This window comes from Nissabacter sp. SGAir0207, assembly GCF_005491205.1.
Classification (GTDB): domain Bacteria; phylum Pseudomonadota; class Gammaproteobacteria; order Enterobacterales; family Enterobacteriaceae; genus Chimaeribacter.
This window is the reverse complement of record NZ_CP028040.1, coordinates 1-26,861: the sequence shown is the minus strand read 5'-3', so window position 1 is coordinate 26,861 and position 26,861 is coordinate 1. Positions and strand designations below refer to the sequence as shown.

The following is a 26,861-nucleotide window of genomic DNA, read 5'->3' as shown; positions in this document are numbered from 1 at the left end:
CCGCCACTACAGGCCGTTAACAAAGCTGGCGTCGATGGTCTGTTGCGGCGTCACCGGCTGGCTGACGATGCCCGCCTCGGTGGCCGCCTTCAGCAGGTGGGGGAAGGTTTTCTCGGTGAAGTCATGGGAGAGCAGCGTTTTGTTATCTGCCAGGGAGTAGTAGTGCACGCCGTCGAAGGCGCTATCCAGTTCCGCTGGCGACGCGCCGACCGCCTTGGCGATGATGGCGCGCCCTTCTTGGGTATTCGCCCGGTAGTAATCCAGCGCGCTGTTCCAGGTTTTGATCAGCGCCTTGATGCCCTCCGGGTGCTGCGCGATGAACTCCTCCCGCACCACCAGCACGTCACTGATCAGGCCGGGATCGGAGGCACCGCTGTAGAGCATCTTCAGGCCAGCGTCGCCCTGTTTGGCGGCAGTGAGGTAAGGCTCATAGGTGACCGCTACCGGCACCCGCCCGGCAATGATTGCGCTGCCTGCCGAGGCGGCGGGCATTGGCACCGGTTGGATGTCGGCATAGGTCAGGCCCGCCGAGGCCAGCGCGCTGCGCAACAGGATGTCGCTGGTGGTGCCCTCCTCATAGGCGACCTGCTTGCCCTTCAAATCCTTCAGGCTGGCGATCTCCTTGCTGCCGAGCATGGCGTCAGCGGTATTGCTCTGATCGAGCATCAGGACGATTTTGACCGGCAGACCCGCCGAGATCATGCCGATGGCGGTGTGGGTGGCGATATTGGCCGCGTCAATCTGCCCGCTCGCCAGCGCAGCGTTGATGTCTTTGTCTTCGGCAAAGTTGATCACCTCCACCTGCTTTAGCCCCTGCTGTGCAAACAACTTTTGGCTGGCGGCGATATGCCACTGGCCATACCCCAGCCAAGGCTCGACGCCCATTTTAATGCCCGCCGTGTCCGCCGCCGACACGGCAAAGGTTGCCGGCAGCAGCCCTACGCAGCACAGCACGGCAAAGGAGGTATTCATTACGCGGGGAGAGAGCATGATGGTGTCCTTCTGTCTAGGTTATCGGCAAGGCCCGTAGTGATCTGGGCATGTATATACAAGTGCTATGCAAGGTGAATGCCAGCTGGTTAAGCCTTGCCGTATCATGCCTCGATAATTGCGCTGCTCACTTTTAGTGCAAAGAGGCGGTGCAGCGCACCAGCCGCTGGCACTCGCCTCTCTCATGGATAGACAGATCGCTCAGGGCTTCACGGGGCGGGTCTTATAGCCTTTCAGGAGCAGCAGGAGTAGCGGGCACATGCCAGCCACCACCAGCAGCAACACGATGAAAAGGGTGAGCTGTGTACTGCCTGTCAGCCAAAACAGGCCCTGTACTCCTCCTTCCCCAATGGCACCGGACATAGAGAGCAGCGAGAGGTAGAACGTTTTTCGCGCAGGGAAATGCGTAGCCATCGCCAAACCATACAGTTGCCCAAATGCCACATAACCGCCAAAAGAGAGCAGCGAGATGGCGACCACCAGCAGTGGAAAATAGCGGGTGCCACTGTAGAAGATAAGCAGGGCGATGAAGATGGCAGCCAGCCCTTTCAACGCATTGGTCGGCGTATTTTCGCTGAACAGGTCATATCTCTTCATGGCAAAAAAGAGCAACGTCACGATAATCGCATCGAAGGAGAGCCAGAAATTGACGCCCTCCGTAGCCAGAAAATGGGCGTCGAGTGACGGCAGAATCGCGTATACCACCGAGCACCCGGCCCAAACGGACAGGCAGGCAAGCCACTCCGATAAGAATTTACCGTCAATGGCGCGCTCCTTTCTCTCCTCAACCTCACTTCCCCTATCAAAGCCAGCGGTGAGCCGGAAGATATGGCGCGCGCTAAAGAGAAACGCCGCAAAGAGCACCATGATGGAGGCGATATAGTGGGCAGGAGCCAGGATGGCTAACAAGGGCGCAATTACCGCCGCAAGATTGATCAATAACAGATGGGTATTGAACACCTGATGGCTGCTTTTTGTGGTGCCTGAGGAAACGGCCCTTTTATCCACCTCCTCCAAAAAAGAGAGCAACATGGAGGAGGTGGCGCCTCCCCCGATGCCAGCGAATATTGCCAATGCCATAAGCAACAGCGGGGATTGGATGAATATCATCCCCAAAAAAGCGCAAGACTCAATTACCGCGCCACAGAGAAAAATCTTTTCACGGGCGACGGTTTTTGCCAGATAAGCGTAGAGAATCGGGGAGGCTCTAAACAGGCTAAAGAGGATAAAGTAAAAGAGGCCCGCCTGCGGCGTAGTGAGATGGCCCTGTACCACCAACTTCAATGGCCAGACAATGCTCACCGACAGAAAGAGCAGTCGCTCCAGCCAGTGGGTAACGAACAGGGGCAGCAACGCCGAACCAGCGGGTAAGTTCGTCGGTTTAATAGACGCAATCATGCTTAATAGGCTTCCAGGCCAGAGTATGACAAGCTCGACGCTGGCACATCGCTGTCGGCATAGTGCGCCACAATTTGCCTGTCCTCTTTATGCAGTAATTCAATGATATTACAGACATTGACCAAAATGGTGTGCTGCTCCTCCGCGGAGATGGCGGGCGTCTCTTTGAGCAGGTTGAGGGTAATTAAATCGTGATCGCCATCTTCATTGATATCCGAGTGCTTCAGGATCGGTTTGTAAAATTTCTCCGGCAGGCCCTTATCCTTACAGGCTTGCAATAGTGCCGCGTTGAACTCATGGGAGGGCGTTTCAAACAGGAAAAGGGAGCTATAAAAACTTAACGGATGTTGCCGGGCATAGACCGCCAGGCTGGCATTGGCGGAGAACGTGGCGGGCAGCGGATTTCTTTTGAGCAGTTCGCTTTCGGGTATCCCTACCGCAGACAGGCACTCGGCCATCATCTCGTCGTGGTTATACTCTTCGATAAAGAGTTTGGTCAGCTCTTTTCTGACGGCCGGCGAAACGTTGTGGCTCAAGGATGAGGAGACGATGGCGGCAGACATTTTGACCAGGTGATAGTACTCGATGGCAAAGCCAATAATTTCACCCTTGGTAATGGCACCCGTGACCAGACGTTCATAGAGGGGGAAGTGCCAAAGGTTGATTGCCATTTGGTGGCCGTCGGCAATAAACGGCTATAGTAAAAATCTTCCCCGCTCAATACACCCGAAGGCGCAGGCAGGCTTTCGCTTCCCTCTTCCAACAGGCCCAACTTATCGAGCGTTGAGATAATCTCCTCAACGTCAATGTTCACGATTGCCGGGGAGATATCTGCCAACGCGGCATCGCGGTCAGATAGGCAATTTATTAAGCGCGTAACTTCATGAAGATCGTCCTTCTCGACGCTCAAACGGCAGCCCTGTTCGCGGTAAAACAGGTGAAAGGTGGTATTGTCGCACTCAACCTTGATCTCTTTTCTTAATTTTGGGTTAGTAAAAAACATTGCCGCCTCCCTTAAATGGTACGCAGAACGGGGTTGTGCTCATTTGAATAGTACTCCCACACCGCAAGATAAAAGTGGTGGTAGAGTTCTACAAACAGTTTGGTCTGGCGAATGGCGCGCTCAACGTCAAATGGGTTCACTACATCAATGCCAGACAAGAGACGGCGGCCAAAGCTGGCATGGCCCTCTTCAATATTGACCAATGAGTGAGACTTTATTTTTTTGACAAATTCGGGTGAGAGCTTTCCAGACCTTTCCATGGCATTGACCACGGTATCGACTTCATTGTCTTTGCCTTCAATGATCTCCATGCAACTAAAGAAGAACAGGGGATCATTGGCTGACCAAAAGGCCAAGGCATTAATCAACCCTTTGGTCTCAGCCAGAGGCACGCTATTTCTGATCTCCTCTTTGGTGAAACCCTCGGCCATCAGTGCGGAAAGAAAGATCTCATAGTGACCATTCTCTTCACAGAATACTTCACTCATCTCTTTGCGCGTTTGTCTGGCACCCTGGAATGAGAGTGCTGGGCTGTCAAATACCGCGCCATGCGCCAGGAGATGGTAAGTTTCAATCGCCATGCCCAGATAGACATTTTTGGGCACGGCGGCCGGTTGGGAAAGCGCTTCCCAAAGGGGATTTTTATAAAGTAGGGCATGGAGCCACGCGTGTTGCTCATCCTCTATCTCTAACATGGCGGCTTTGCCGCTCATATATGCGCTATTATTTTTTAGAACGAGGCCAAACTCCTGCATGGCATCCAGAAGTTGCACCAAATCTTCTGGCTCTATTTTGGCTTTCCATTGATTGATCAACTCACGGGTGGTCGTTTCCCCGTTGATCTGACCTAAAATATCATAGGCGGATTGGCTATCTACCGGTAACTCCTGGAACTTAAATTCGCCAAACTCATTATTGGCGTGGAGCATGTCATTGTGCAGCGTCAATTCGCAATTAAGCCGTGGTCTGGCGTTATCATAATCCATAAGATTCTCCTTGTAATAAAGGCACCCAGTGGGTGCCTTCATCCCATTACAGATGCGCAGGCATCAATACTGGACGAGCATGAGTTGCAACGATAACAACTTTTTTCTTTTGCTGTTTCATGGTGGATCCTCTTTACGCGTTAGATGGGAATAAAAGGCATTCACGCAATATATTGCGTGAACGATAAAGACGAGATTTAAGGTCTAGTCTTTATGGGGTTAAGCTAAAATAACCTGCTCATTTTCACAATGCTTTTTTTAATAAAGAGAGCGCTGCCCTTTGATTTGTTTTAATGCCAGAGAATAAGCGGGATATATCGTTGGTGTGCGGTTTGTTTGATCTGTTTATTGGTTGAAATATAGCGGCTTCTCCTGCGATAAGTTTTACTTTTGGCGTTTTCGCAAAGGGATATTATTTTCTTATATTTATTTGAGGATAAATACGGTTCGGGTAATATTAGAGCAGAATTAGTCACCGTGCTAAATAATGTTACGCCGTGACATTGTTATCAAGGTTTATCTTACGCTGAGCGCCATAATTTTGGAGGCTCATGTTCTTGCAACAGGACGCATTACTTCTCTCTATATGAAAATAGTTATCATTAATATGGTGAGGTTTTTTCAAGATGGATTTACTTCGCTGGCAAAGTGTGTCTTTTATTAAGAATGACTGGCGAGTTTTAATTTAACTGAAGGTTTATGATGACCACCGCACACCCCCTATTTCATGGCAACAAGGCGCTTTTAGCGTCACGACGGATATCGCACAGCTTGATATTCCGGCCATCCATGCTTACCTCACCCGCTCAAGCTGGGCGGAGGGCATCGACATTGAAACAGTGCGCATGGCGGTGTCGAACAGCCTGAGCTTTGGTTTGTTTGAGGCGGGTAAGCAGATTGGTTTTGCCCGTCTGGCGACGGATTTTGCCACCTTTGGTTATCTGTGTGACGTCTACGTGCTGGAAGAGTACCAGCAGCAGGGGATGGGGCGTTGGTTGGTCAGTTGCTGCCAGGCCCATCCGTTGATGGCCCGTCTGCGCAAAATCATGCTGGTCACCACCACCGCCCCCTGGTTATACCAGAAGTTTGGCTACCAGCCTGTCAACCTTGAGAACACTGTCTGGCAGATTGCCCGGCCGGATATCTACAAGCAGTCAGGCAACACCTGACCGGCGATGCGCAGTCCGGGGAGAAAAGAGTATTTCAGTAAATACGGCATTACGATTAATCGTAAAATCGTTTTTGTAAGAATGATTTGAAAAATCAGTTGGTTAATGATGGGGCAGGAGACAACTTATTCGTGGCGTGGCATCGGCTATCAGACACCTTGCCTAAAAAGCAGAGCCAATGAGAGGGGTTTTGAAAGGTTAACACTTTCATGCAATGTGGTCACAGGCTAACCAATTTCACGCTTATTGAGCCTATTTTAGGTGCCGTAATACCCCTGATTTGGGCGTTTACATGCAAGTCGTAACCTTTTCGCTTTTGCCGTAATAGCGCAAAAGTGTTTTTACGATTCGTCGTAAATCTGTAATTCAGTTTTGACGATATACATTGTGGCTGATGGCTTGGAAGGCGCGTGGGCATTGAAGATCCGCCCGCCCAACAGTTGGCCCGCTGTCGGGAGGGCAGATAGCTTATCGGCTGATGCTGGCGTTCAGGGCCTCAATGGAGGTGTGCAGACCGGCTTCCACGCTCATGGTCAAATCCTCCATCTCCAGTGAGACATCGCCGTTATATCCGGTCATGCGCAGTACCGAGAAAAACTCTTTCCACCACTTGAGATCCTGGCCGCACCCTACCGCTACATAGTTCCAGGTGCGGGTTTTGGTGTTCGTCACCGGCTGGTACTCCAGCAGGCCATCAATGTCCGCCAGACCGCGCTCAATGCGCGCATCTTTACCATGCACATGGAACACCGCCCCTCCAGCTTGCGCACGGCGGCAATCGGGTCAGCGCCCATGGCAATCAGGTGCGAGGGATCAAGGTTGATGCCTATCATCTCATCCACCGCATTGCGCAAACGCAACAGGGTTGAGGCGTTATAAACCAGCTGGCAGGGGAACGCCTCCAGCGCAATCTGCTCAACGCCATGCTGTTTGGCGTGCTGGACAAATTTTTTCCACCAAGGGATTGCCACATCGTCCCACTGGTACGCAATCACCCCCGGCATATAGTCCGGCCAGGAGATGGTCGAGGTGATCCAGTTGGGGACGCGATCCTCCGGGCCGCCGCCCGGCAGGCCGCTCATCATCACGATCTTTTTGACGCCCAGTTTGCCCGCCAATTCGACCGCGCGGTAACTGCTCTTGGTATGCCGCTCGCCCAGCTCGCCGGGAGCCAACGGGTTGCCGGAGCAGTTGAGCGCGACAATGCGCATCTCACGCTGTGACAATGCCTGTTGGAACTGCGCCAGCTTCTCGGGCGATGACAGCAGGGCTTCGGTATCGACGTGCGGGCAGGGCGACCACCCCCCAGCGGTCATCTCCACCCCGGTGATGCCATAGCTTTTTACTTTATCCAACATGGCCGGAAAGGGTAAATCGGCCAGAACATCGGTACAGAGTGCAAGTTTCATTTTTTGATCCTTTAAATGCCGGAGATAATTAAGCTCTCTCGAAATGCTCAATAAATTCTTGTTTGGTGCTGGCCCTGGCTAATAACGCGGTTTTGACGTCATCACCCAGTAACGTGGCGATATCCGCCAGTACCTGGATATGCGCATTCTGCGTTGCCGCGACGGCCACCACGATAAAGGCCACCTTGCCCATGCCCCAGCTCACGCCATCAGGAAATTGGAACACCTGAAAGCCGGTTTTAATCACCTGATCGAGGTTCTCTTTGGCGCAATGTGGAAACGCAATCCCGGCACCGATATAGGTGGAGACGCTTTTTTCACGCGCCAACATGCCGTTAAGGAAGCCCGGTTGGACACACCCGGCTTTTTCCAGCGCGGCGGCGGCAAGATGGAGGGCCTCGATTTTGTTCGCCGCGTGGCAATGCAGGTGCAGTACATCGTCAGTCAGTTTCAGCATGGTATCTCCTCAGGCTCAGCGCGGAGTGGAGTGAATCAGCGATAGATGGCGGGCCGTTCTGGAATGGTCACGTCATGCTTCTCACCGTCTTGCAACGAGGCCAGCCCCGCGTCGCACACCAGCGCCACCACGTAGCCATCCCAGGAGGAGGGGCCGCCCAGCGCCCGGCCGGCGCGAATGCTATCGACAAAGCACTGCACCTCACGATCGTAGGCGGTGGCGAAACGTTCCATGCAGGAGCGCGCGATATGCTGCGCGTTGCCATGCAGGGAGCGGGTGCTGATCACCTGCTGCTCGGTCAGCGCCGCCGTGGCGTTCTCGCCGACCACTTCGCAGCGGATGTCATAGCCGTAGTGGCAATTGACGAACAGCTCGTCATCAATGCGCACGCCAGATTCAGTCTCAAAGATGATGATCAGCGGATCCTGCAAATGGGGCAGCGCCCGGCGGGTCTTCTTGCGGGGCCGGTCAACCCGCACCGAGGTGATATTCTCGTTGAGCAGGTAACGGACAATGTCGATTTCATGGGTCGCGGAGTCGTTCACCGCCATCTCCAGCGTATAACTCTCCGGCACAGAGGGATTACGGTGCGCGCAGTGGATCAGCATGATCTCGCCCAGTTCGCCGCCGTCGATCGCCTGTTTCAGCGCCTGATAGCCGGGGTCGAAGCGGCGCATAAAGCCGAGTTGCAGCAGGCGCCTGCCCGCTTTCACCTCCGCCTCAATGATCGCCCTGGACTCATTGGCGGTCGGCGTCAGCGGCTTTTCGCAGAACACCGGTTTGCCAGCCCTGAACGCCGCCAGAATCTGTGCCTGATGCACCGGGCCAATGGAGCAGATAAACACGGCATCCACCCGTTCTGAATGAATCATCTCCTCTGCATCATAAAACGCGCTGGCACCATATTCAGCGGCGACCGCATCGGCAGCGGCGCGGTTGATATCGCATACCGCCGTCACCTGCGCACCCGAAATAACCGTGTGCAGACGCTTCAAGTGGTCGCGGCCAATCATGCCTAACCCAATCAATCCTATTTTGACCGTCATTGATCTATCCTCAATTGCCGTGAAGTTAAAAACTGAATTTCTTTTCAATCTGTTCCAGTGTCATGCCGCGCGTCTCAGGGAGATATTTCACCAATAGCAGCAGCATGATAATGTTCGCGGCCGCAAAGAACCCAAAGGTCATGCCTCCGCCATAATGGTTAAGCAGCAGTGGGAAGAGTGACTGAATAATAAAGTCGAAAGTCCACAGGCCAAATACGGCGAACCCCATGCCGACGCCGCGCATTCTTAATGGGTAGATTTCCGCAAGCATCAGCCAGAATACGGGGGCGATCCACCCCTGCATAAATAACAGGAATACCAGCATCAAGCCGAGAATAACGTAGGGCGCGCTGGCAAAGTTTGCCCGTAAGGTTTCCACGCCATCAATGACTTCAGTATGGAAAAAGTATTTAAAGGACAAACCAATCAGAATCAGGCTGAGGGTGACGCCCGCCTGGCCGGTGAAAAACATTTTACGGCGTGAGTGCCGGCCAATTAACGCAATACCCAGCAGCGTCGCAATAATCGAGATCAGGCCATTGGCGACGGCACCGGTAACGGCGGCGGCATCCCCCAGCCCGGTGGCCTTCAGCACAGTGGGCGCATAGTACATGATGGTGTTGACGCCCGTGACGCGCGTCGCCAACACAATCATCAGGCCGATTAACACCAGCTGCACCACCCAGCGGTTTTTCAGCTCGGCAAACAGGTTGAATTTCACCTCATCCACCTTAATGAGTTGCTGGATCTCCTTTACCTCGCGATCCACCTCTTCCGGCAGGCGCAGCGTTTTCAGCACGCTCATTGCTTTTTCCGTCTCTCCACGGCGGATATAAAAGCGTGGTGATTCAGGCATTACCAGCATCCCGAGCCACAGTAACGCACCGGGCAGCGCCGGGATAGCCAGCATGATGCGCCAGTTGTGGGACATGTCAGGATAGAGGTTGACGATGGCGGCGTTGACCGAGTACGCCAGGAACTGCCCAGTCACGATCATCAGCTCATTGACCGTCACCAGCCGCTCCCGCTGGTTGGCGCGCGCCAGCTCGCAAATATAGATGGGCACCGTAACCGACGCACAACCGACCGCCAACCCCAGCACGAAACGCGCCACAATCATCGATGGCACGCTCCACGCCAGTGAGGTCGCGATAGCCCCCACCATAAAGATGGCCGCCACCCACAACAGGTTTTTGCGCCGCCCCTGCTTGTCTGATAAATATCCCCCAAACAGTGAGCCCAATGCCGCGCCAAATAACAGGAAGGAGGTGATCAACCCCTCCTGAGCTGGCGTAAGATTGAGATCGTACTTCATGAAAATAAGCGCGCCAGAAATCACCCCCGTGTCATAGCCAAAACACAATCCACCAATGGTTGAAATAAGGGTAATTAACCGCATGCGCCGCGGAGAGTGCAGGTTGGTTTTATTATGCATAGCGTATCCATCTGGTTATAAGTGAACAGCGTTGCATGCCGGTAATACGGCACTTTATTTATGCTCTTTTACTCTGAGTGATTTTATAAGCTGCGAATACCCTTGCTGGCTCTGTGCTATAACGTCACGCCTATTAACGTTGCAATGAAGTTATAACAAAGTGAATGTTTAACGCCATACGATTCCTGATGCATGATTTTGCAGCGTGTTGGCGATCAAAAAATTCGTGCGAAAAGCACAAAATCAAGTGATGGCTGTCACGGCACCAGCTTTATCCGTTGACATAGCAAGAATGGAGAGGATTGAAATTGGCTAATTTCCACCTTGCATTTCGATAGGTGGGTTATTCCAAACATGGCTATTATTTGGCGGGGAGGGGAGGCTGACAAATTAAAACAGGAGTATCTTTTCGCCAGTCAATAATAGCAATAATGATGATATTGATTATTGGGCGGTTGAAAAATGGGTATTGACGCGTTTTTTCAACGGGTATTTCTCCCGCCGGTGCTGGATACCCATCCGTTAAGGGATGAAGATGCCTGTTCTACACCGTCGCCACAACGTGGGATAGCAATAATAGCGAGATAAAAGCGGATGAATATTGGCAAGCCCCTATCTATCAATGGCTTGGTTAAAAAAGGGAGAGCAAGATTGATGATTACGGCTCTCCGTCGGCATGTAAGAATGGTGGCAGACCAACAGGAGACATCATGCTGACTTTCCGCCTGAACGAGCCGCCTTCATTACGTGGTTTTGAGAACAATCTGCGGCCACGGCTGACCTTTATCTGTAAGGCCGAAGGGGCGGGGGCCGCGATCCCGCGAGTGATGCACAAGCACGACGATCGGCTCGAGCTGATGTTTATCCGGGCCGGGAGCGGGAGCTATAACATTGATGGCCGAAACTACCGGGTGCAGCAAGGTGACCTGCTGCTGTTCAACGCGCACGTGCTGCATGATGAAAACCCGACCGCATCCGATGACCTGTTGATTTTTAGCTGTGGGGTTGAGCAACTGAAAGTGGACGGGTTGCCGACCAATATCCTCACTACCCGCGCGCAGCCCGCCGTCATGCCCAGCGGTGAGTTCTATGACGAGATCTGCCAGCTGTTTGATCAACTCTGGACGCACGTCAACAGCAAGCGAGTCTACAGCGCAGAGATGAGTGACAACCTGCTCAGCGTACTGCTGCTGCTGTGCCGTAACCTCTGGATGGCCCATAAGCCTGAGCATGAAAGCCCCCAAACCCTGCTGGGGCAGCGGGTGAAGGAGTATATCGATAACCATTACAAAGATGACATTGCGCTCAGTTCCATCACTGCCGCCCTCAATATGAGCCAGTTTTATCTGGCGCATGTTTTCAAAGCCTACTCGGGCTACTCCCCCAAGCAGTATCAGACGCGCCGCCGCATTGGCGAAGCACAGAATTTATTATTGAGCACCGATCTGGGCGTCACGGAAGTGGCCAACGCCGTGGGGTATGACAACGTGAATAACTTCCATCGTATATTCCATAACCTGGTGGGCATTCCGCCGGCGCGCTATAAGAAATTCTGGCTGAACGGGCAGGGGAAAATATAAATTTTCGCAAAGTATCAAAAAGCCGCTACGCTTTTTTCAGCGGGTGTGAAATTGACAGGTTCAAAGCATTGCCCAGAACGGGAAGATGCTTTTTTGGTCACATCCCTTCCTCGTCATTTTCATGAATTATGTGCAGTATGAAAATGTCACCGTAATGATAATAACGCTGCGGACGCGCGTGTTTTATTTTAGGATAAACCTCATTAAATAAGCGAGCTATAATTTAACTTATTGTTTTTAAATTTAATTATAATTATCCCCTCTCTTTTTCGTCCACCGCAAAAATAGCGTTATATGACGCTTTTTTGACAGCTCTGTCATAAAACCTTCATAGAATTTCTATAAGTTAGTCACACAAATCGTTGTGCTTCTGCTGCTTGAGCGATATACAGGAAATTCTTTCTGATGAGTGATTATGTAACGACCCAGCCATTAACGGTGGCTGCAACCCCCTTATCCCCGGCCGACCTGACCAAAAAAGGTGAAAGTAAGAAGCCAATGCTTCTTTTCATCCTGCTGCTTATTATGGGCGCGGTATTTACCGGTACACACCTTATTGGCGACATTAAACAGACCGGGCTGGAATATAGCAGTTCGCTGCCCTTCATCCTTTTGGGTGTCGCGTTGCTGGCCGCACTGGGTTTTGAATTCGTGAACGGTTTCCATGACACCGCAAATGCGGTGGCAACCGTGATCTATACGCGCTCGCTGCCACCGACGGTGGCTGTGGTCTTGTCAGGGATCTTTAACTTCCTTGGGGTGCTGTTCTCCACGGGTGCGGTCGCGTTCGGGATTATCTCCCTGCTGCCCGTTGAGTTGATTTTGCAGGCTGGCAGTAGCGAAAGTTTTGTCATGATCTACGCGCTGCTCTTCGCCGCCATCATCTGGAACCTGGCAACCTGGTGGCTGGGCCTGCCCGCCTCCTCTTCCCATACGCTGATCGGCTCCATCATCGGTGTCGGCGTCGCCAATGCGGTGATGCATGGCCGCAGCGCCATGAGCGGCGTGAACTGGGGGCAGGCACTCAACATCGGCAATGCGCTGCTCCTCTCGCCCATCGTGGGCTTCGGCTGTGCGGCGCTGCTGCTGCTCATCATGAAGCGGCTGGTGAACAAGCCAGAGCTGTATCAGGCCGCGAAACAGAACGGCGCGCCGCCCCTTTGGATCCGCAGCATGATGGTGCTGACCTGTACCGGCGTCTCCTTCGCCCACGGCTCGAACGATGGGCAGAAAGGCATGGGGCTGATTATGCTGATTTTGGTTGCGGCCCTGCCGGTGACCTACTCCCTTAATCGCGCACTGCCGCAGACTGAAGTGCCGACCATCATCACGCTGGCGCAACAGAGCCAACACCTGCTGTCACGGCAGGGCGCGGCGGCACCGGTTGGCCAGCCACATGACGTACTGGCAACCTATCTGCGTACCAGCGAGCGCAATGCCCAGGTGCTGCCTGCGCTGGCGCAGATCGCTGGCAACCTCGGCACTACGCTGTCCCACTATGGCACCCTGCAGGCTATCCCGGAGGAACAGATCACCACCGTGCGCAATGAGATGTATCTGGCGGCAGGCACCATCAAACGCCTGCAGGCTGACCCCTCGCTGACCCTGCCGGCGGCCACGCAGCAGACCTTGCAGTCGCTGAAAAAGGCGCTGGACGCCTCCACCCAATTCATCCCCTCCTGGGTCAAGGTAGCCGTCGCGATTGCGCTGGGCCTCGGCACCATGGTCGGCTGGCGCCGGATCGTCTCCACGCTGGGTGAGAAGATCGGCAAAAACCCGCTCAACTATGCGCAAGGCGTCAGCGCCCAGCTGGTTGCCATGGGCACCATCGGCGCGGCGGATGCCTTCGGAATGCCGGTTTCCACCACCCATGTTCTCTCATCAGGCATTGCCGGCACGATGGCGGCCAACCGCAGCGGCTTACAGATGGCGACCCTGCGTAACATGGTGCTGGCCTGGGTGCTGACCTTGCCCGCTGCCGCACTGCTCTCTGCTGGACTCTATTGGCTTTTGATTTCACTGTAATTTTGGTTTTTGACAGGGATACTGAACGATGTCTACCCATGAAATTAATTACAACGACATGTTTGATACACGTCTTTTGCAGGAGTTCTATGACAGCTATGACGAGTCGCTGGAGCTGGAACTCGAGGAGAGCCGCCTGGATGCGAGTGGCTCACCCGAGGAGAAAGCCTGGCGTCGCCGTTACTTCTGTGAACTCCTGCACTTGCAGGGAGAGCTGGTTAAATTACAGAACTGGGTGGTGCGTACCGGCCACCGTCTGGTGGTCATTTTTGAGGGGCGCGACGCGGCTGGCAAGGGCGGCGTGATCAAGCGCATCATGCAGCGGCTGAACCCGCGTTACTGCCGGGTGGCCGCGCTGCCAGCACCCAATGAGCGTGAGCGCTCGCAGTGGTATTTCCAGCGCTATGTGTCGCACCTGCCTTCCGCAGGCGAGATCGTGCTGTTCGACCGTAGCTGGTATAACCGCGCGGGCGTGGAAAAGGTAATGGGCTTCTGCACGGACAAAGAGTACGAGGAGTTTTTCCACAGCACGCCGGAGTTTGAGCGCATGTTGGTGCGCAGCGGCATCCAGATCGTCAAATACTGGATCTCGATCACCGATGAGGAGCAGGAGACGCGCTTTTTGAGCCGTATCCACGACCCGCTCAAGCAGTGGAAACTCAGCCCAATGGATCTGGAGAGCCGCCGCCGCTGGGAGGATTACACCGTCGCCAAAGAGGTGATGCTCGAGCGCACCAATATTGAGGAGGCGCGGTGGTGGGTGGTGAAGGGCGTGGATAAAAGGAAAGCGCGCCTCAACTGCATCTCACACCTGTTGCAGCAGGTGCCCTATGAGGCGGAGGAGGGTGATCGCATCACGCTGCCCTCCCGCATCCATCATGACGATTACGCCCGCCATCCGGTGCCGGAGAATATGATTGTGCCGGATCACTATTGAGGGCGTGACGGCCGCGATATTCAGGCCAGTGTAAGCTGGCCATAAAATCAGTGGGGAAGGCTTGTTGTCTTTCTTAACCCGCCCTTAAGTCCCAGTAACTATTAAGTTTTCCTGATTATCGTATGATTTTTTGTGCTGCCAAACCGGCTGCATACGATAAACAGGAGAATACCATGAGCACATCGCTGTTCAGCAAAACCCCCACGATCACACTCCTCGACAACCGAGGCCTGACCGTGCGCAACATCGCATACCACCGTCACCCGTGAGTACATCACCCTCCATCGGTACGATGCCGGTGGCTTTTTGGCGCGTAGCGCCGATCCGCGTCTGCATTGATGCTGATTTGGCGAACTTCAGCTACCTCACCGATCTGGCTGGCCCGTCTTGCGCACCGTCAGCGCAGATTCCGGCACCATCGTGGTACTGAACGACGCGGCAGGACGGCCATGTATCGCGGTCAGCAATATTCGCACCGCGGACGATGGTACAGAAGAGAGAAGCCGGGCGGTAACCCGTACCGGACGCAACCCTGCCGGGACGTCCCTTGAGCATTACGGAGCAGGTTATCATGAAGTCGCTGAGCTGGTCGGCCGCCGGACAGAAGCTGCGCGAGAAGTATTTTACAGCTATGGCGATCTCACCGGTAGCTGCGGACTGGAGCTGGATGGCGACGGGAAGGTCATCAGTACGGAAGCGTACTACCCGTACGGTGGCACGGCGGTATGGGCGGCGCGTAGCGCGGTGGAGGCGAACGACAAAAATAGACGTTACTCCGGCAAAGAGCGCGACGCGACGGGGCTTTACTAATACGGTTACCGTTACTACCAACCTTGGGTGGGGCGCTGGCTCTCCGCAGACCCGGCGGGTACAGTGGACGGACAGAACCTGTTCAGGATGGTCAGGAATAATCCAACCACGCTACAAGATATTGATGGGCGGATGCCTGTTAATTCAAAAGAGAGGGGACGTGCCGATATACTGCGAACCTGGGATTTCTCACATTTCACTATGCCGGAAGGTTTTGAACCTGAAATATGGAATCCTCTGCAATTAACAGATTACGGGGTGCTGATATAGAGTATTTTTATAGCGGTAACGTTGGGCGGCTAATATCTCGTGGGTAAGATATTAGCGCCCATACTCTCTTTGCGTTCTATTTGGGAGTTGCTGGCTCTGGAACTCCCTGAGTCTTTACAACGCACAGCGGACTGGCTGGCAACTATCGCCCCAGAGCCGAAATTTGCGCTGATGGCGAGTCGGGGAAATTTAATACAGCTAGGGGTTGTAAGGCACAAATTCCGGCAGTGAAGAGAACAGATCTTCCCCCGCATGGGTGAACACCTCATATCCCCCTGCTACCAGCAGAAACAAAAACAGCGCGCTTGCAATCGTATATTTAGTAGACATCCTATCCCAATATAATCCAAATAATTCAAACTATTAAATAGCGCGCCATACTAGCAGAAAAAAACAGCAGCGCAAAACGGCGGGCCTGAGTGGGCTATTGTCAGAGAAGGGCATCCGGCCCTCCTGCTCAGCGATAACGCGCGATCGTCGCAATGATAAGCGCGGTGATCTCCTCCAACCCCGCCTGCTGGCTGATGTCGCCGCAGACCACGGCGTTGGAGATGCTGTCCGCGGCACCGAGCAGCCCCCACATCGCCGCCAGCGGCAGGCCCGGCGGCGCGACATCTGTGGCAAACCAGCCACGGAACTTCGCGATAAAATCCAGTTGGTATTGGCGCTTCACCTCCGCCAGTTCTGGCGTGCTGTCCAGCGCCGAGAGCACATCCGGGATTTCGCGCCCTTGGCTCAGCACGCAGTTCACATAGCTGGACGCGACCACCGCTGCCTTCTCCGCCACGCTGTCACCGGCGGCCGCCATCGCCGCATCGATAATCGCGTTCTGCCGTATATCAAAATCCTCATACAGCGCGGCCAGCAAGCCGTGGCGGGTGGTGAAGTGATCGTAAACCACCGGCTTGCTGACGCCCGCCTCCTCAGCCAGCCGCCCCAATGCCAGCGCATCGGTGCCGCCCTGACGCACCAACTCCCAAGCGACGTTAAGCAGTTGTTGCCGCCGCGCCTGACGGGGCATACGTTGGCGTGGGGTATGGGTCATGCGGGTTCCTTTGTGTTAAATAGCTGGCGGCCAAGGTTATGCGCCAGCCGGTAATGTGCGTCCGGGAAGTGCTCATCAGAAGGGAGCAGCAACTCACTGGTCATGACCGGGGCACCGCAGTAATCAAAAATACCGTGGTCAATTTGGGTACGCATACTGCTGAAATAGCCATGCCGCACATAGGTGCGCGGGCTAGCCGCCCCCAGCGCCAGCAGGTGCACCTGCAGGTGGCCGAGTTTGCCGGTTACCCTGTCGCCATCCTCGTAGTAGGCCCAATCCTGCGTGAATACCCGATCGATCCAGCCCTTGAGCTGGGCCGGGAATGACCACCAGTAGATTGGGTAGACCAGCACCAGCGCATTGGCACGATCCAGCCGCGCCTGCTCCGCCACCACATCCGCGGGCAGGGCAGCGCGCTGGCTGAACTGCGCATAGTCAGCCTGATTGAAGCGCGGGTCAAATTGCTCGTCGGCCAGATTGATCTGTTCAACGCTATGGATACCACCCGCCTGAATGCCGCTGGCGACGTGTGCCGCCACCGCCTGGGTATGCGAATTGCCATCAGGGTGGGCTGAAACAATCAGTGCATGCATGGGGCTAACCTCCGTCAAAGAATACCTACTTATAGTAGGTTACTTTTAGTAGGTTTCAAGCAAAAATAAGATGAAAGATCTTCTGCAGCGCAAGGGATGAAAAGAGTTTATGGTTAAGTGCCTAACCAAAAAGGAGTTTAACCTGATGAAATTTGCGGCCCTCTCTGACATACACGGGAACGTCTCCGCGCTTAATGCAGTGTTGCAGGATATCGCAGGGCAGGGCGTGGACTTTACCGTCAATCTTGGGGACATTGTCTCCGGTGGCCTCTTTCCGGCGGAGACGGCGGAGCGACTATTGCCCCTCAATTTTCCCACCATCAAAGGTAACCATGAACGGCAACTGCTTGAGATGCCCTTCGATAAGATGGGGTTGTCTGACCAACACGCCTTCCAACAGTTGCAGCCGGCACACTGGGAGTGGCTGCGCGCCCTGCCAGCGGAACTGACCCTGCATGATGAAATCGTGATGGTGCATGGTGTCCCCGGCAATGACACCACCTATCTGCTTGAGGAGGTATCAGCATCCTCCGTCAGACCATCTTCTGTTACGCGCGTCAGTGACTATGTGAAACACCTGGACGCCACACTTATCCTGTGCGGCCATACCCACATTCCCCGTCTCCTTGAACTGAACTCAGGCTGTGTAATCGTCAACCCCGGCAGCGTCGGTCTGCAAGCCTATGATGACGATCGCCCCTTCTACCATAAAATGGAGAGCGGCTCCCCCCATGCCCGCTATGCCTTGCTCGAAAAACGCCACGGCAAGTGGGCGGTGGAGTTCAGAAAGGTCAGCTATGACTGGGAAGAGGCGGCGAACGCAGCACGGAATAACCAGCGCCCCGACTGGGTTAACGCACTCAGGACAGGCAGGATGGGGTAAGCGCTTTTAGTTACAGCATACTAAAAGCTGAATGCCTTGGCTTAGGGGTGCCCATCCCACCGGTGATTAAGGGTAGAGATGATCAATCGTCCCCTTACTAGCTGACCCCATTGGCCGCGTTGCGAGCGGTGAACCGACATGCTGACAGGGCCACCAGCGCCAACAACAGCACTGACAGGCCCAGCACGCTCTGGCTGACGCCAAAACCCGCGCTGACCCCGGCCGCCAGTGTTGCCGCACTGCCAATCTGCAAGAAGCCTACCAGCCCGGATGCCGTGGCGGCGTGCCCGTGCTCGCCGCTGATGGCGCCGGACACCGCCAGCGAAAGGCTGGAGCCGTTGGCAAAACTGACCAGACACATCGGCAAGAGCGTGCCCAGTACGCTACTCGCGCCAGAGAGAAAGTTGGCCGCAAAGGCCAGCCCGCCGAGCACAAAACAGAGGATGCCAGCCGCGACAATATGGTCATACTGCCAGCGAGTAAGTAGCCGTTTGGTCAGCAAGTTGGCGCTGATGATGCCCGCTGTCAGCGGCAGATAGAGCCAGCCGCGCATCTCTTCGCTGATGCCCTGCAAGGCAAACAGGAAAGGTGACTGTGTCAGGTAGATGAACCATGCGCTGTAGATACAGCAGACGATCAGCGCATAACGCCAGAAGGCGCGGTCGGCGAATATCTGCCTGAACCCGGCAAAAGGGGAGACCGCCACGCGCGTCGCTGACGGTCTGGTCTCAGCCATCGCCAGCACCATCACCAGCGTCACTACGCCAAACGCGGCGACAAACAGGAAATCCGCGTGCCAGCCAAAGGCCACGGCCAGATGGCCACCCACGAGCGGCGCGAGGGCCGGCGAGAGCGAAACCAACGGGTAAACCACCGAGTAGACCTTCGCCGACGTGGATTTATCACAAGTATCGGCAATCAACGCGCGCCCAATGACCAGCCCGGCCGCCGCTCCCAGCGCTTCCACCACGCGGCACAGCAAAAACAGCCGGTAGCTCGCCACGGCAGCACACCCCAATGAGCCAGCGACATAGAGCGCGATGCCCACGATCAGCACGGGCTTGCGGCCAATGCGATCTGACAACGGGCCACATCCGAGCTGGCACACCGCCAGCGCCAGCAGGTAGACCGAAATGGTCTGGGACATCTGCGCGGGCGCAATCATAAACTGGCGCGCCATGTCTGGCATGGCGGGGAGGTAGATGTCTGATGCGATCAGCCCAAAGGCGCTGAGCATCGCAACGGTAAGAATAAAAGAGAGCGTTGGCATAGGTGATCCTGCTTAAGTGGGCCTTGAAAAGTGCGGGCATCTTACCCGCCACCGCTTCATGCTAAAATGCACAGCAATGCACGAGTGAGCTGCAAAAATGCAGCAAGGGAAGCCATGAACTGGGATGATGTACGGATTTTTTTGGCGGTGTACCGCGCCGGGACACTACGTGGGGCGGCTGATCACCTCAAGATCGACCAGACCACCGTAGGCCGCCGGCTCACCGCGTTGGAGCAGCAACTCGGCAGCACGCTGTTTTTGCGGACGCGCAGCGGCTGGGTGCTGACCGCGGGTGGGCAGGGCATCGTGGCCACCGCCGAGGAGATTGAGCGGTTGGCCGTCCGTTTTGAGCGCCGCAGCGCTGGCGAGGATGGGCGGATTGAGGGGGAGGTGCATGTCACCACCACTGATGCGCTGGCGATGGATTTCGTGGTACCGGCCATCGAACGTGCCCAGCAGCGCTATCCCGGTATTCGCGTCAACCTGACCACCACGACGCGCCTGCTCGATCTCGGGCGGCGCGAAGCGGATATTGCCATCCGCACCCTGCGGCCGGAGCAGCCAGACCTGATCGTCAGAAAACTGGCGACGTGGGAGGTGGGGCTATTCGCCACGCAAACATACCTCGACGCCTATGGCGAGCCGGATCGCCACAGCGGGTTTGCCGGGCAGCGCATCGCGCTCTACCGGGAGGGCATCACCCAGCATCAGAGTGACCGGCTGGCCGGTGAGCTGCGGCATCACGGGCAAGTGGTGGCGGAGCTGGACTCCAGCCTGATGCTGACGACCTTTATCCGCGCCGGGCTGGCACTGGGTGAACTGCCCGCCTACCTGCCACAGAAGTACCCGGAGCTGATCCGCCTCTGGCCTGAGCGGGCGCGCGCCAAACCCTATGAGGTCTGGTTGGTGATGCATCAGGATCTGGCCCACACCGCCAGGGTCAAGGCGGTGATGGAGACCCTCGCGGAGACCTTCAGCGATCTAAAATTGTGAAATCTCATGCCGGGCATTTCACTTACGCTGCATAAGGCGCGGCCTCGATCCTGTTTCAGGTCGCGCCAGCCAAGGCGTGGCGGTACAAACGGCTTTTCTTCGTTGAAGGTACTGTCATGTTAAAAATGTTGCTGATCGCCATCGTTTTACTCGCTTCGCTTCCCCTCTCGCAGGCCGCCACCGGCTTTCGCCAGATGACGTTACACGACGCCGGGGAGCGCCCTTTGCGCCTCGCCCTGTGGTATCCCACCCGCTCAACGGCCCCACTTCATACGGTGGGGGAGAACGGGGTTTTTTATGGCACGGAGGTTATCGAGCAGGCACCGGCTGACGCCGGGGTGTACCCGTTGGTGTTGCTCTCACATGGTTATGGCGGGAGTTGGCGCAACCTGAGCTGGCTGGCGGCGGCGCTGGCGGAGAGGGGCTATATGGTGGCCGCGCCAGACCACCCCGGCACCACGACGGCCGACCGCTCGCCGGTGGAGGCCGCCCGGCTCTGGCTACGGCCGCATGACCTGACGCGCGTACTGGATACGCTGCTGGCCAAGCCCACGCTGGCCGGGAGGGTGGATCAGGCACGTATTGCCGCCATCGGCCACTCGCTCGGCGGCTGGACGGTGATGGCGCTGGCGGGTGCCCGCTTCTCTCCCGCCGCATTACGGGCTGACTGCCAACGGCCCGTCTCGCGTACGGTCTGCGGCCTGATCCCTGAACTGGGTCTAAATACGCCAGAAGCCGAGAAACAGTTCGCCACGCCACTGGGCGATCCGCGCATCAGGGCCATTGTGTCGTTGGATGGCGGGCTGACGCGCGGCTTCACCGCGGCCGCGCTCAAACAGGTGTCGGTGCCGGTGCTGATTGTGGCTGCCGGCCATAACATCGCTGATCTGCCTGCTCGCGAGGAGTCGGGTCGGCTAGCGGCGCTGTTGCCTGCCGCGTCAACCCGTTACCAACTTCTGCCAGACGCATCGCATTTTAGTTTTATGCAACGCTGCAAAGCCGGGGCTGAAGCAAGGCTTGAGCACGCCGAACCCGGCGAGGGCATCATCTGCCAGGATGGCGGCCAGCGCAGCCGGGAAGCGATCCATCAGGCGGTGGAGCAGTCAGTGGCGGCGTTTTTGGCTCAGGCTCTGGGTGGCACGCCCGTTTTGCGGTAGTCACCGGGGCTGACCCCGCTGATGCGCAGAAACTCCCGGTTAAAGTTGGACTTGGTACGAAAACCTGACTCCAGCATTACTTCCGTCACACTGAGTGGCGTGGTGAGCAGCAGCGCTTGCGCCTTTTCCACGCGATAGCGATTGACCCACTGTGATACGTTGCACCCCTGCACCCGGTTCACCGCACGGGAGATTTTTCTGGCCGGAATGACCGCCTTGCGCGCCAGTCGATCCAGCGTGAGATCCGGGTCGCAGTAGAGCTGCTGCCCGACCAAAAGCTGCGCTATGCGGCGGCATATCTCCTGATCTTCCTCCACCGACGCCGGGCAAACGGCGCTCTCCCCAGCGGAGGGCGACGCTTCTGGCCGCGTGCGGCTGGCCGTCACGATAGCGGCTGCCAGCACCGCCATCAGCAGCAGTTGGCCCAGCGCCACCACCACAGGTGCATGGCGGCCAGTAAACAGCATGAAATCGAGCGCGATCAGCAGATCGACCATTCCCGAAAAGCAGAGGGCAGCGCCTGCCACCAAAACCGCCCGGTGGATGCCGCCGGTCTCACCCAATCGGCTGAGCGTAAAGGCATCCGGCCCGGCGGTGGCGCGACGGATCAGGGCCGCGCCACCGCCCAGCGAGAGCAGGGCGATATAGCTGTCCACGGGGAAAAACCGCACCGGCAGCGCCATCAGCAGTGCGGCAACGGCGGGTGCCAGCGCCAACATGAGCGCGCCGCGCCGCGGGGCGCTGTCCGTGATGATGCTAAAACAGCGCCAGGCCACCACCGGCAGCAGGGAGGCGGCCAGCGGTTGCAGGTAACGCACCGCCGGAAAAGCGTGACTCCAGCGCAGCCCTACCAGCAGCACCATCAGCAGGCACGCAAGGATAAAACAGACCGCGGGCCGCAGCGCCGGGCCACGCTTTATTAAGGTCAATAACATCAGCAGCAGCATAATGGCCGTGACAAACGGCAGGGGAATGGCGGGCATAGGCTATATCCTGATGCTGGATAAATAAAATTGAAGCATGGCACTCCCTCTCTATGGTTTCAGCCTACTCCGCAGAGTGGCTGAAGGGATTTCTGCCACTCACGCAATTCGTTAACCGCCATTAAAACCGCTTTCGAACCCTCTTATCTGGCGGTTTTTTTATTGACTCGCTACCTTATGCCAATCATCATAATGAAAACAGTTCCATAAAGATCAATGGTTTCATGAAGAAATTAATTTATACGCCAAAGCGCGGCATTCTGGCCGGTGAAGAGTACGTCCCGCACCTGTATGAAGATGGGTTTTACGTGGTCAGCGAAACCCGGTTCGCCAAAGATTATGTGAAAGTCAGGACGCTGAATGAGGTCTATGAGTGCTATAAGCGTGGTTTTAAAATAAGGATGAGCCACCAGCAAGGCAATCCCAGCCTTATTTCGCCCGGTTCAATTAGGGAAGTGTAAGTGGGTTGGTCTTATAAAGACACCTGCGCTGTTTAGGTATAGTTGATTATTCCAGACGTCATTTTCTGAGATCACGATAGGCAAGGTTAATTCCACTGACAGGAGGTTATGGCATGAAAAAGGAGAGTGAATTTGAACGCCGGAAAAACCGCGCCATCGCCATCATGGCGGCAAAGGGCATGAGCAAAAGCCACTATGCCCCGCCCGGCCTGATGTTTTTATGGCGAGCCGGATGCCAGATCCCGCCCCCGCCTTTCGCCCGCTTCTGGATCAACCTGCTGACATTTGCCGCCTTCTATGCCCCACTTTTTGGTGTGATCATGTGGCTGATGGTTTGGAACAAGCAGGGAACCAGCCCACTGTTTGCCTGCACGCTGTCGCTGGCCGCCGGGCTGGTTTTTGGCCTGTTTATGGCCGCGTTCCACCTGTGGCGCCGAAAAGCCAACAACCTTCCCGACTGGGAGCAGTTGTAAGGAGAATGCGATGAGGGAAAGGGCGCTCGCCATCATGGCGACAAAGGACATGAAGGATTCGTTTGGGAAAAAGTAAATACCGTAGGTTAGGGTTAAAATTAACCCCTAAACCTCAAAGGATTTTGGGAAGATCCTTTGAGGTTGAACAGGTTGCTCACCAATTACCGTAAGGGTATTTTTTACCTTTGATAAAATCTTCAGTATCTTTTCCGTACTCATAGCCGTTAGAAAACCGCGTTATTCCCTTGCAAATACCTAATTTATCCCCTGATACGGTTTTCAGAACCGACGGTGTGACACGATAATTAGGCTCAGAACCACTTCCCTGTAACCAGACGGCTACTTTCCCCTCCGGAGCCAGACCAATTTGCACTCTGTCGTAATACGCAGTTTCTCCCCGATAGTCCTTGTACTCACTCGGCCTGAGCATTTTCTCCAGTACGGGTTTAGGGATAGTCAGTATAGTCTCATACACTTTTTTATCGATAATCGAGTCCCAGCAAAAAATAATATGTCTGGGAGGCCGTTCAACGTGATTCCAGTAGCCGCCAGGCGCACGGTCTCTGTCGTTCCACTCACCGATAACTTCAGGCAGGTCGGGCGTACTGTTCAGCGTGTTAAAACGGTAGTCCTTTCCATCAGCGTCAAGAATAGCGGCGAACGTCACCACTGCAGGCAACGCTTTGGGTGTGAAAAAGTTAAAGGTCCACTCTGTCGGCTCATCATTTTGAGCGGTGGTGCTGGCCGATGATTTTCCCTGACATGCCGTTAATGCCAGCAGCGGAAGCAGACAGGCTATGCGGATTATTTCCATAATTTATTCCCCTCCATATCGTAAACTGTGCGCTGCCAGCGCTCGTCCGGCCGGTTGGTAAATATCACCTGACCGCACCACGCCATTTCAGTTAGCCGGGCAGTGGATATATTTTTTGGCAGCGTCAAAATTTTTCACAGGGTAGTTGCCTACCAATTACCGTAAGGATATTTTTTCCCTTTGATAAAATCTTCAGTATCTTTTCCGTACTCATAGCCGTTAGAAAACCGTGTTATTCCTTTGCAAACACCTAATTTATCCCCTGATACGGTTTTCAGGACTGACGGTGTGACACGATAATTAGGCTCAGAACCACTCCCTTGTAACCAGACGGCTACTTTCCCCTCCGGAGCCAGACCAATTTGCACTCTGTCGTAATACGCAGTTCCTCCCCGATAATCCTTATACTCACTCGGCCTGAGCATTTTCTCCAGTACGGGTTTAGGAATAGTCAGTAGGGTCTCATACACTCTTTTATCGATAATCGAGTCCCAGCAAAAAATAATATGTCTGGGAGGCCGTTCAACGTGATTCCAGTAGCCGCCAGACACACGGTCTCTGTCGTTCCACTCGCCGATAATGTCAGGTATAGCAGATGTACGGTTCAGGGTATTAAACTCATAAACTTTGCCATCTGCATCCTGAACAACAGCGAACGTCACCACTGCTGGCAACGCTTCAGGTGTGAAAAAATCAAAGGTCCACTCTGTCGGCACACCACTTTGAGTGGCGGTGCTGGCCGATGATTTTCCCTGACATGCCGCCAATGCCAGCAGCGGAAGCAGACAGGCCACACGCATTATTTCCATAATTTATTCCCCTCCATATCGTAAACTGTGCGCTGCCAGCGCTCGTCCGGCCGGTTGGTGAACGTCACCAGCTTCGCTGGTTTGACTGCACCGCGAACCATACCTTGACCGTCCCGCACCACGCCGTTCCAGTTGGCTGAGCAGTGGATATATTTTTCGGCCAGCATCAGGATCTCTGACAGGGTAAAGCCAGGGGCAGACTTACCACTTCTTATGGCGCGACCCATTACGATCGCTTTTTCACACAGGCTGTTCAGTTCTGGCCTAAGTGAGAGGTTGTCATCTTTAGGTAAAATAGGAGCAAACACCACTCCGGCATCCTGTGCCGCATCGAGCATTACCCGCAACACCACCTTCGACCAGTCATTGCGCGTCGGGCGGTCGATAACTAGAGCGGCACCGCTGCGTTTCTGAAGCATTCCATAACGGTCTGCTGGCATTCTGTCGTCATGCCAGGTATCGACATTCACCTCCACCGCATTCAGCAACGGTGCTATCACCGGATAACCGTCCATCGCGGTAAGCTGCGCACAGGTCTGCCGGTAAATCCGCGTTTCCGTGTCCGGGGTGGAAAGGGGGACGGTTTCAAACTCCGGTCGGGTAAGGAAGTAGGCTTCGTGCTCGTCAGGGTTGTAGCCGCCGCCAATGTCGGAGTGCGCACCGGGCAGCGCCAGTTCCGGCCACGCTGGTTTCACGCTGTTCAGTGCGAAGTTAAACCGACACTCGTGCTGCGCGGTGATGTGGAATACCTTCTCCGCTACGCCCGGACGCAGCACGATATTCACGTCCCCGGTATCGGCGCTGTGGGGGTTGAGGCCGTTAACCGGTGTCCCGATGGCGGCTACGGTATCGAATATCCCCAGAAAGCGGGTTTTACCCCCGGGCGTCCCGGAAAACTCAGTGCCAGCCAGCCCGGCCTTGATCGCCGATACAATAGCGCGATCCTGACTGAACACCCGGTTGGCAAAGTGCCGTGCTGCAGCAGCTCCGCGGCTGAAGCCGAAAATATCAAACTGCAGTTCTTTGATGATGCAGGCGCGGGCATCGGCGTGTCTGCTGAGATATCCCTGAATACCCGCAGCTAGTGCCGCCACAGCCTTATCCGTTTTTCTCACCACGCCGGTATCGCCCCGGCCGGTACCCATCCCGTAAGTACTGTCGCCAGCCCCGATTTCCGTACCGATACCTTCGATATAAATAGCGTATTGGCCTGCTCCAGTATCGGGTTTTATTTCTGGGTTATAAAGCGTATGGAGCCAGTGCACGTTACTGTAATAGCCGATATAGCTGCCGGCGGCGATGCCACTGACTCCGTGATTTATGCGGATACACTGCTCTAATGCAGATACAGCATCAGTATCTTTCATCCCGTAATGTTCACCGGAACAGGCGGCCTGACGGTCACTGCTGTTATTCGCGTTGTTGCCGGTGCCATCAAAGAACACGCCGATGGTCAGTGTGATTTGCCGTTTCTTCTTCGCGGCTTGTGCACGCTGCTCAGGTTCTGACTGCTGTGCTTTTTTCTTCGCAGCCGCTGCCCGCTCCGCTACGCGACCGGCGTTGCAGTCACTGTCATAGGTATGCGAGAGAACAGACGGAATAAACCGGGCGCGACAGGGGCAGGAGCTGTAGCTGTCCAGCGAACCCGCCCACTCTTTCAGTTCTCCGCCGACCTGGTAGGTATCCCCCATACCGCCGCAGACGCGGAACCGCCCTTCATGCTTCCCACAGGTCACCGGGTCACCCTCCCTGACCTGCTGCCTCACAATGCCGCCTATTTCGTAGGTGTCGTCAGACGCACCGGCAAGAATGCGCCCACCGCAGGTAGTTTTATCCAGGTGATACAAGAAAAATCCCGTCGCCAT

General features: G+C 55.3%; 24 protein-coding genes and 2 pseudogenes. 10 read left to right on the top strand and 16 right to left on the bottom strand.

Features of this window, described 5'->3' with window-relative positions; all coding sequences use genetic code 11:
- Positions 1 to 6: 6 nt before the first annotated feature.
- From C1N62_RS22265 to C1N62_RS22250, 5 genes are all read right to left on the bottom strand, one after another.
- Positions 7 to 990, bottom strand: coding sequence for an ABC transporter substrate-binding protein (locus C1N62_RS22265; RefSeq protein WP_137765925.1), 984 nt, complete (start codon positions 988 to 990; stop codon positions 7 to 9).
- A gap of 201 nt (positions 991 to 1,191) precedes the next feature.
- Positions 1,192 to 2,388: an MFS transporter gene (locus C1N62_RS22260; RefSeq protein WP_137765924.1), complete on the bottom strand. Its 1,197-nt coding sequence runs from the start codon at positions 2,386 to 2,388 to the stop codon at positions 1,192 to 1,194.
- A gap of 2 nt (positions 2,389 to 2,390) precedes the next feature.
- On the bottom strand, positions 2,391 to 2,987 hold the full coding sequence (locus tag C1N62_RS22255) for an iron-containing redox enzyme family protein (protein WP_240775867.1): 597 nt from the start codon (positions 2,985 to 2,987) through the stop codon (positions 2,391 to 2,393).
- Complete coding sequence (locus C1N62_RS23265) at positions 2,921 to 3,391, bottom strand: hypothetical protein (protein WP_168195936.1); 471 nt, start codon at positions 3,389 to 3,391, stop codon at positions 2,921 to 2,923. Before C1N62_RS23265 ends, C1N62_RS22255 begins: the two co-directional genes overlap by 67 nt.
- A gap of 11 nt (positions 3,392 to 3,402) precedes the next feature.
- Positions 3,403 to 4,377 carry an iron-containing redox enzyme family protein gene (locus C1N62_RS22250; RefSeq protein ID WP_168195935.1) on the bottom strand — a complete coding sequence of 325 codons (975 nt, stop codon included), beginning with the start codon at positions 4,375 to 4,377 and terminating at the stop codon, positions 3,403 to 3,405.
- 689 nt (positions 4,378 to 5,066) lie between these two features.
- Between C1N62_RS22250 and C1N62_RS22245 the strand changes: the two genes are divergently transcribed.
- Positions 5,067 to 5,546 carry a GNAT family N-acetyltransferase gene (locus C1N62_RS22245; protein WP_370465632.1) on the top strand — a complete coding sequence of 160 codons (480 nt, stop codon included), beginning with the start codon at positions 5,067 to 5,069 and terminating at the stop codon, positions 5,544 to 5,546.
- A gap of 468 nt (positions 5,547 to 6,014) precedes the next feature.
- Here the strand turns inward: C1N62_RS22245 and C1N62_RS22240 are convergent.
- The 4 genes and pseudogenes from C1N62_RS22240 to C1N62_RS22225 all read right to left on the bottom strand — a co-directional run bounded on the left by C1N62_RS22240 (position 6,015) and on the right by C1N62_RS22225 (position 9,893).
- Positions 6,015 to 6,955: pseudogene (locus C1N62_RS22240) on the bottom strand (sugar phosphate isomerase/epimerase family protein).
- A gap of 28 nt (positions 6,956 to 6,983) precedes the next feature.
- Complete coding sequence (locus tag C1N62_RS22235; RefSeq protein ID WP_137765920.1) at positions 6,984 to 7,412, bottom strand: PTS sugar transporter subunit IIA; 429 nt, start codon at positions 7,410 to 7,412, stop codon at positions 6,984 to 6,986.
- Positions 7,413 to 7,447: 35 nt separating this feature from the next.
- Positions 7,448 to 8,458 carry a Gfo/Idh/MocA family protein gene (locus tag C1N62_RS22230; RefSeq protein WP_137765919.1) on the bottom strand — a complete coding sequence of 337 codons (1,011 nt, stop codon included), beginning with the start codon at positions 8,456 to 8,458 and terminating at the stop codon, positions 7,448 to 7,450.
- A gap of 25 nt (positions 8,459 to 8,483) precedes the next feature.
- Positions 8,484 to 9,893: a sugar porter family MFS transporter gene (locus tag C1N62_RS22225; RefSeq protein WP_137765918.1), complete on the bottom strand. Its 1,410-nt coding sequence runs from the start codon at positions 9,891 to 9,893 to the stop codon at positions 8,484 to 8,486.
- A gap of 710 nt (positions 9,894 to 10,603) precedes the next feature.
- On the opposite strand from C1N62_RS22225, the gene C1N62_RS22220 reads away from it, so the two are divergent.
- The 4 genes and pseudogenes from C1N62_RS22220 to C1N62_RS23440 all read left to right on the top strand — a co-directional run.
- Positions 10,604 to 11,473, top strand: coding sequence for an AraC family transcriptional regulator (locus C1N62_RS22220; RefSeq protein ID WP_137765917.1), 870 nt, complete (start codon positions 10,604 to 10,606; stop codon positions 11,471 to 11,473).
- A 405-nt stretch (positions 11,474 to 11,878) separates the two neighbouring features.
- Positions 11,879 to 13,498, top strand: coding sequence for an inorganic phosphate transporter (locus C1N62_RS22215; RefSeq protein ID WP_137765916.1), 1,620 nt, complete (start codon positions 11,879 to 11,881; stop codon positions 13,496 to 13,498).
- Between the two features lie 28 nt (positions 13,499 to 13,526).
- On the top strand, positions 13,527 to 14,435 hold the full coding sequence (ppk2, locus tag C1N62_RS22210; RefSeq protein ID WP_137765915.1) for a polyphosphate kinase 2: 909 nt from the start codon (positions 13,527 to 13,529) through the stop codon (positions 14,433 to 14,435).
- 621 nt (positions 14,436 to 15,056) lie between these two features.
- A pseudogene (locus C1N62_RS23440) lies at positions 15,057 to 15,374 on the top strand (RHS repeat-associated core domain-containing protein); the annotation flags it as partial.
- Between the two features lie 598 nt (positions 15,375 to 15,972).
- Here C1N62_RS23440 and C1N62_RS22200 read toward each other — a convergent pair.
- Positions 15,973 to 16,560, bottom strand: a complete 588-nt coding sequence (locus C1N62_RS22200; protein ID WP_137765914.1) for a TetR/AcrR family transcriptional regulator — start codon at positions 16,558 to 16,560, stop codon at positions 15,973 to 15,975.
- Complete coding sequence (locus C1N62_RS22195) at positions 16,557 to 17,153, bottom strand: NAD(P)H-dependent oxidoreductase (protein ID WP_137765913.1); 597 nt, start codon at positions 17,151 to 17,153, stop codon at positions 16,557 to 16,559. Before C1N62_RS22195 ends, C1N62_RS22200 begins: the two co-directional genes overlap by 4 nt.
- 145 nt (positions 17,154 to 17,298) lie before the next feature.
- On the opposite strand from C1N62_RS22195, the gene C1N62_RS22190 reads away from it, so the two are divergent.
- The gene (locus tag C1N62_RS22190; RefSeq protein ID WP_137765912.1) at positions 17,299 to 18,036 is read left to right on the top strand and encodes a metallophosphoesterase; all 738 of its coding nucleotides are present in this window, start codon (positions 17,299 to 17,301) and stop codon (positions 18,034 to 18,036) included.
- Between the two features lie 97 nt (positions 18,037 to 18,133).
- Here the strand turns inward: C1N62_RS22190 and C1N62_RS22185 are convergent, their stop codons facing one another.
- Positions 18,134 to 19,306, bottom strand: coding sequence for a multidrug effflux MFS transporter (locus tag C1N62_RS22185; protein ID WP_137765911.1), 1,173 nt, complete (start codon positions 19,304 to 19,306; stop codon positions 18,134 to 18,136).
- A gap of 114 nt (positions 19,307 to 19,420) precedes the next feature.
- On the opposite strand from C1N62_RS22185, the gene C1N62_RS22180 reads away from it, so the two are divergent.
- Together C1N62_RS22180 and C1N62_RS22175 are read left to right on the top strand one after the other, a co-directional pair.
- A complete protein-coding gene (locus C1N62_RS22180; protein WP_137765910.1) occupies positions 19,421 to 20,299 on the top strand; it encodes a LysR family transcriptional regulator in 879 nt (292 codons plus the stop codon).
- Positions 20,300 to 20,415: 116 nt separating this feature from the next.
- Positions 20,416 to 21,456 (top strand): alpha/beta fold hydrolase, encoded by a 1,041-nt coding sequence (locus C1N62_RS22175; protein ID WP_137765909.1) that lies wholly within the window; start codon positions 20,416 to 20,418, stop codon positions 21,454 to 21,456.
- Here the strand turns inward: C1N62_RS22175 and C1N62_RS22170 are convergent.
- Positions 21,423 to 22,439, bottom strand: a complete 1,017-nt coding sequence (locus tag C1N62_RS22170; protein ID WP_137765908.1) for an AraC family transcriptional regulator — start codon at positions 22,437 to 22,439, stop codon at positions 21,423 to 21,425. The genes C1N62_RS22175 and C1N62_RS22170 overlap by 34 nt on opposite strands.
- Before the next feature lie 224 nt (positions 22,440 to 22,663).
- On the opposite strand from C1N62_RS22170, the gene C1N62_RS22165 reads away from it, so the two are divergent.
- Both C1N62_RS22165 and C1N62_RS22160 read left to right on the top strand, forming a co-directional pair.
- Positions 22,664 to 22,900: a hypothetical protein gene (locus tag C1N62_RS22165; RefSeq protein ID WP_137765907.1), complete on the top strand. Its 237-nt coding sequence runs from the start codon at positions 22,664 to 22,666 to the stop codon at positions 22,898 to 22,900.
- A gap of 113 nt (positions 22,901 to 23,013) precedes the next feature.
- Complete coding sequence (locus C1N62_RS22160) at positions 23,014 to 23,373, top strand: DUF6404 family protein (RefSeq protein WP_137765906.1); 360 nt, start codon at positions 23,014 to 23,016, stop codon at positions 23,371 to 23,373.
- A gap of 154 nt (positions 23,374 to 23,527) precedes the next feature.
- Here the strand turns inward: C1N62_RS22160 and C1N62_RS22155 are convergent, their stop codons facing one another.
- The 3 genes from C1N62_RS22155 to C1N62_RS22145 form a co-directional block, all read right to left on the bottom strand.
- Positions 23,528 to 24,187, bottom strand: a complete 660-nt coding sequence (locus C1N62_RS22155; protein WP_137765905.1) for a DUF2931 family protein — start codon at positions 24,185 to 24,187, stop codon at positions 23,528 to 23,530.
- Positions 24,188 to 24,336: 149 nt separating this feature from the next.
- Complete coding sequence (locus C1N62_RS22150; protein WP_137765904.1) at positions 24,337 to 24,996, bottom strand: DUF2931 family protein; 660 nt, start codon at positions 24,994 to 24,996, stop codon at positions 24,337 to 24,339.
- A complete protein-coding gene (locus tag C1N62_RS22145; RefSeq protein WP_137765903.1) occupies positions 24,987 to 26,861 on the bottom strand; it encodes a phospholipase effector Tle1 domain-containing protein in 1,875 nt (624 codons plus the stop codon). The genes C1N62_RS22150 and C1N62_RS22145 overlap by 10 nt, the downstream gene beginning before the upstream one ends.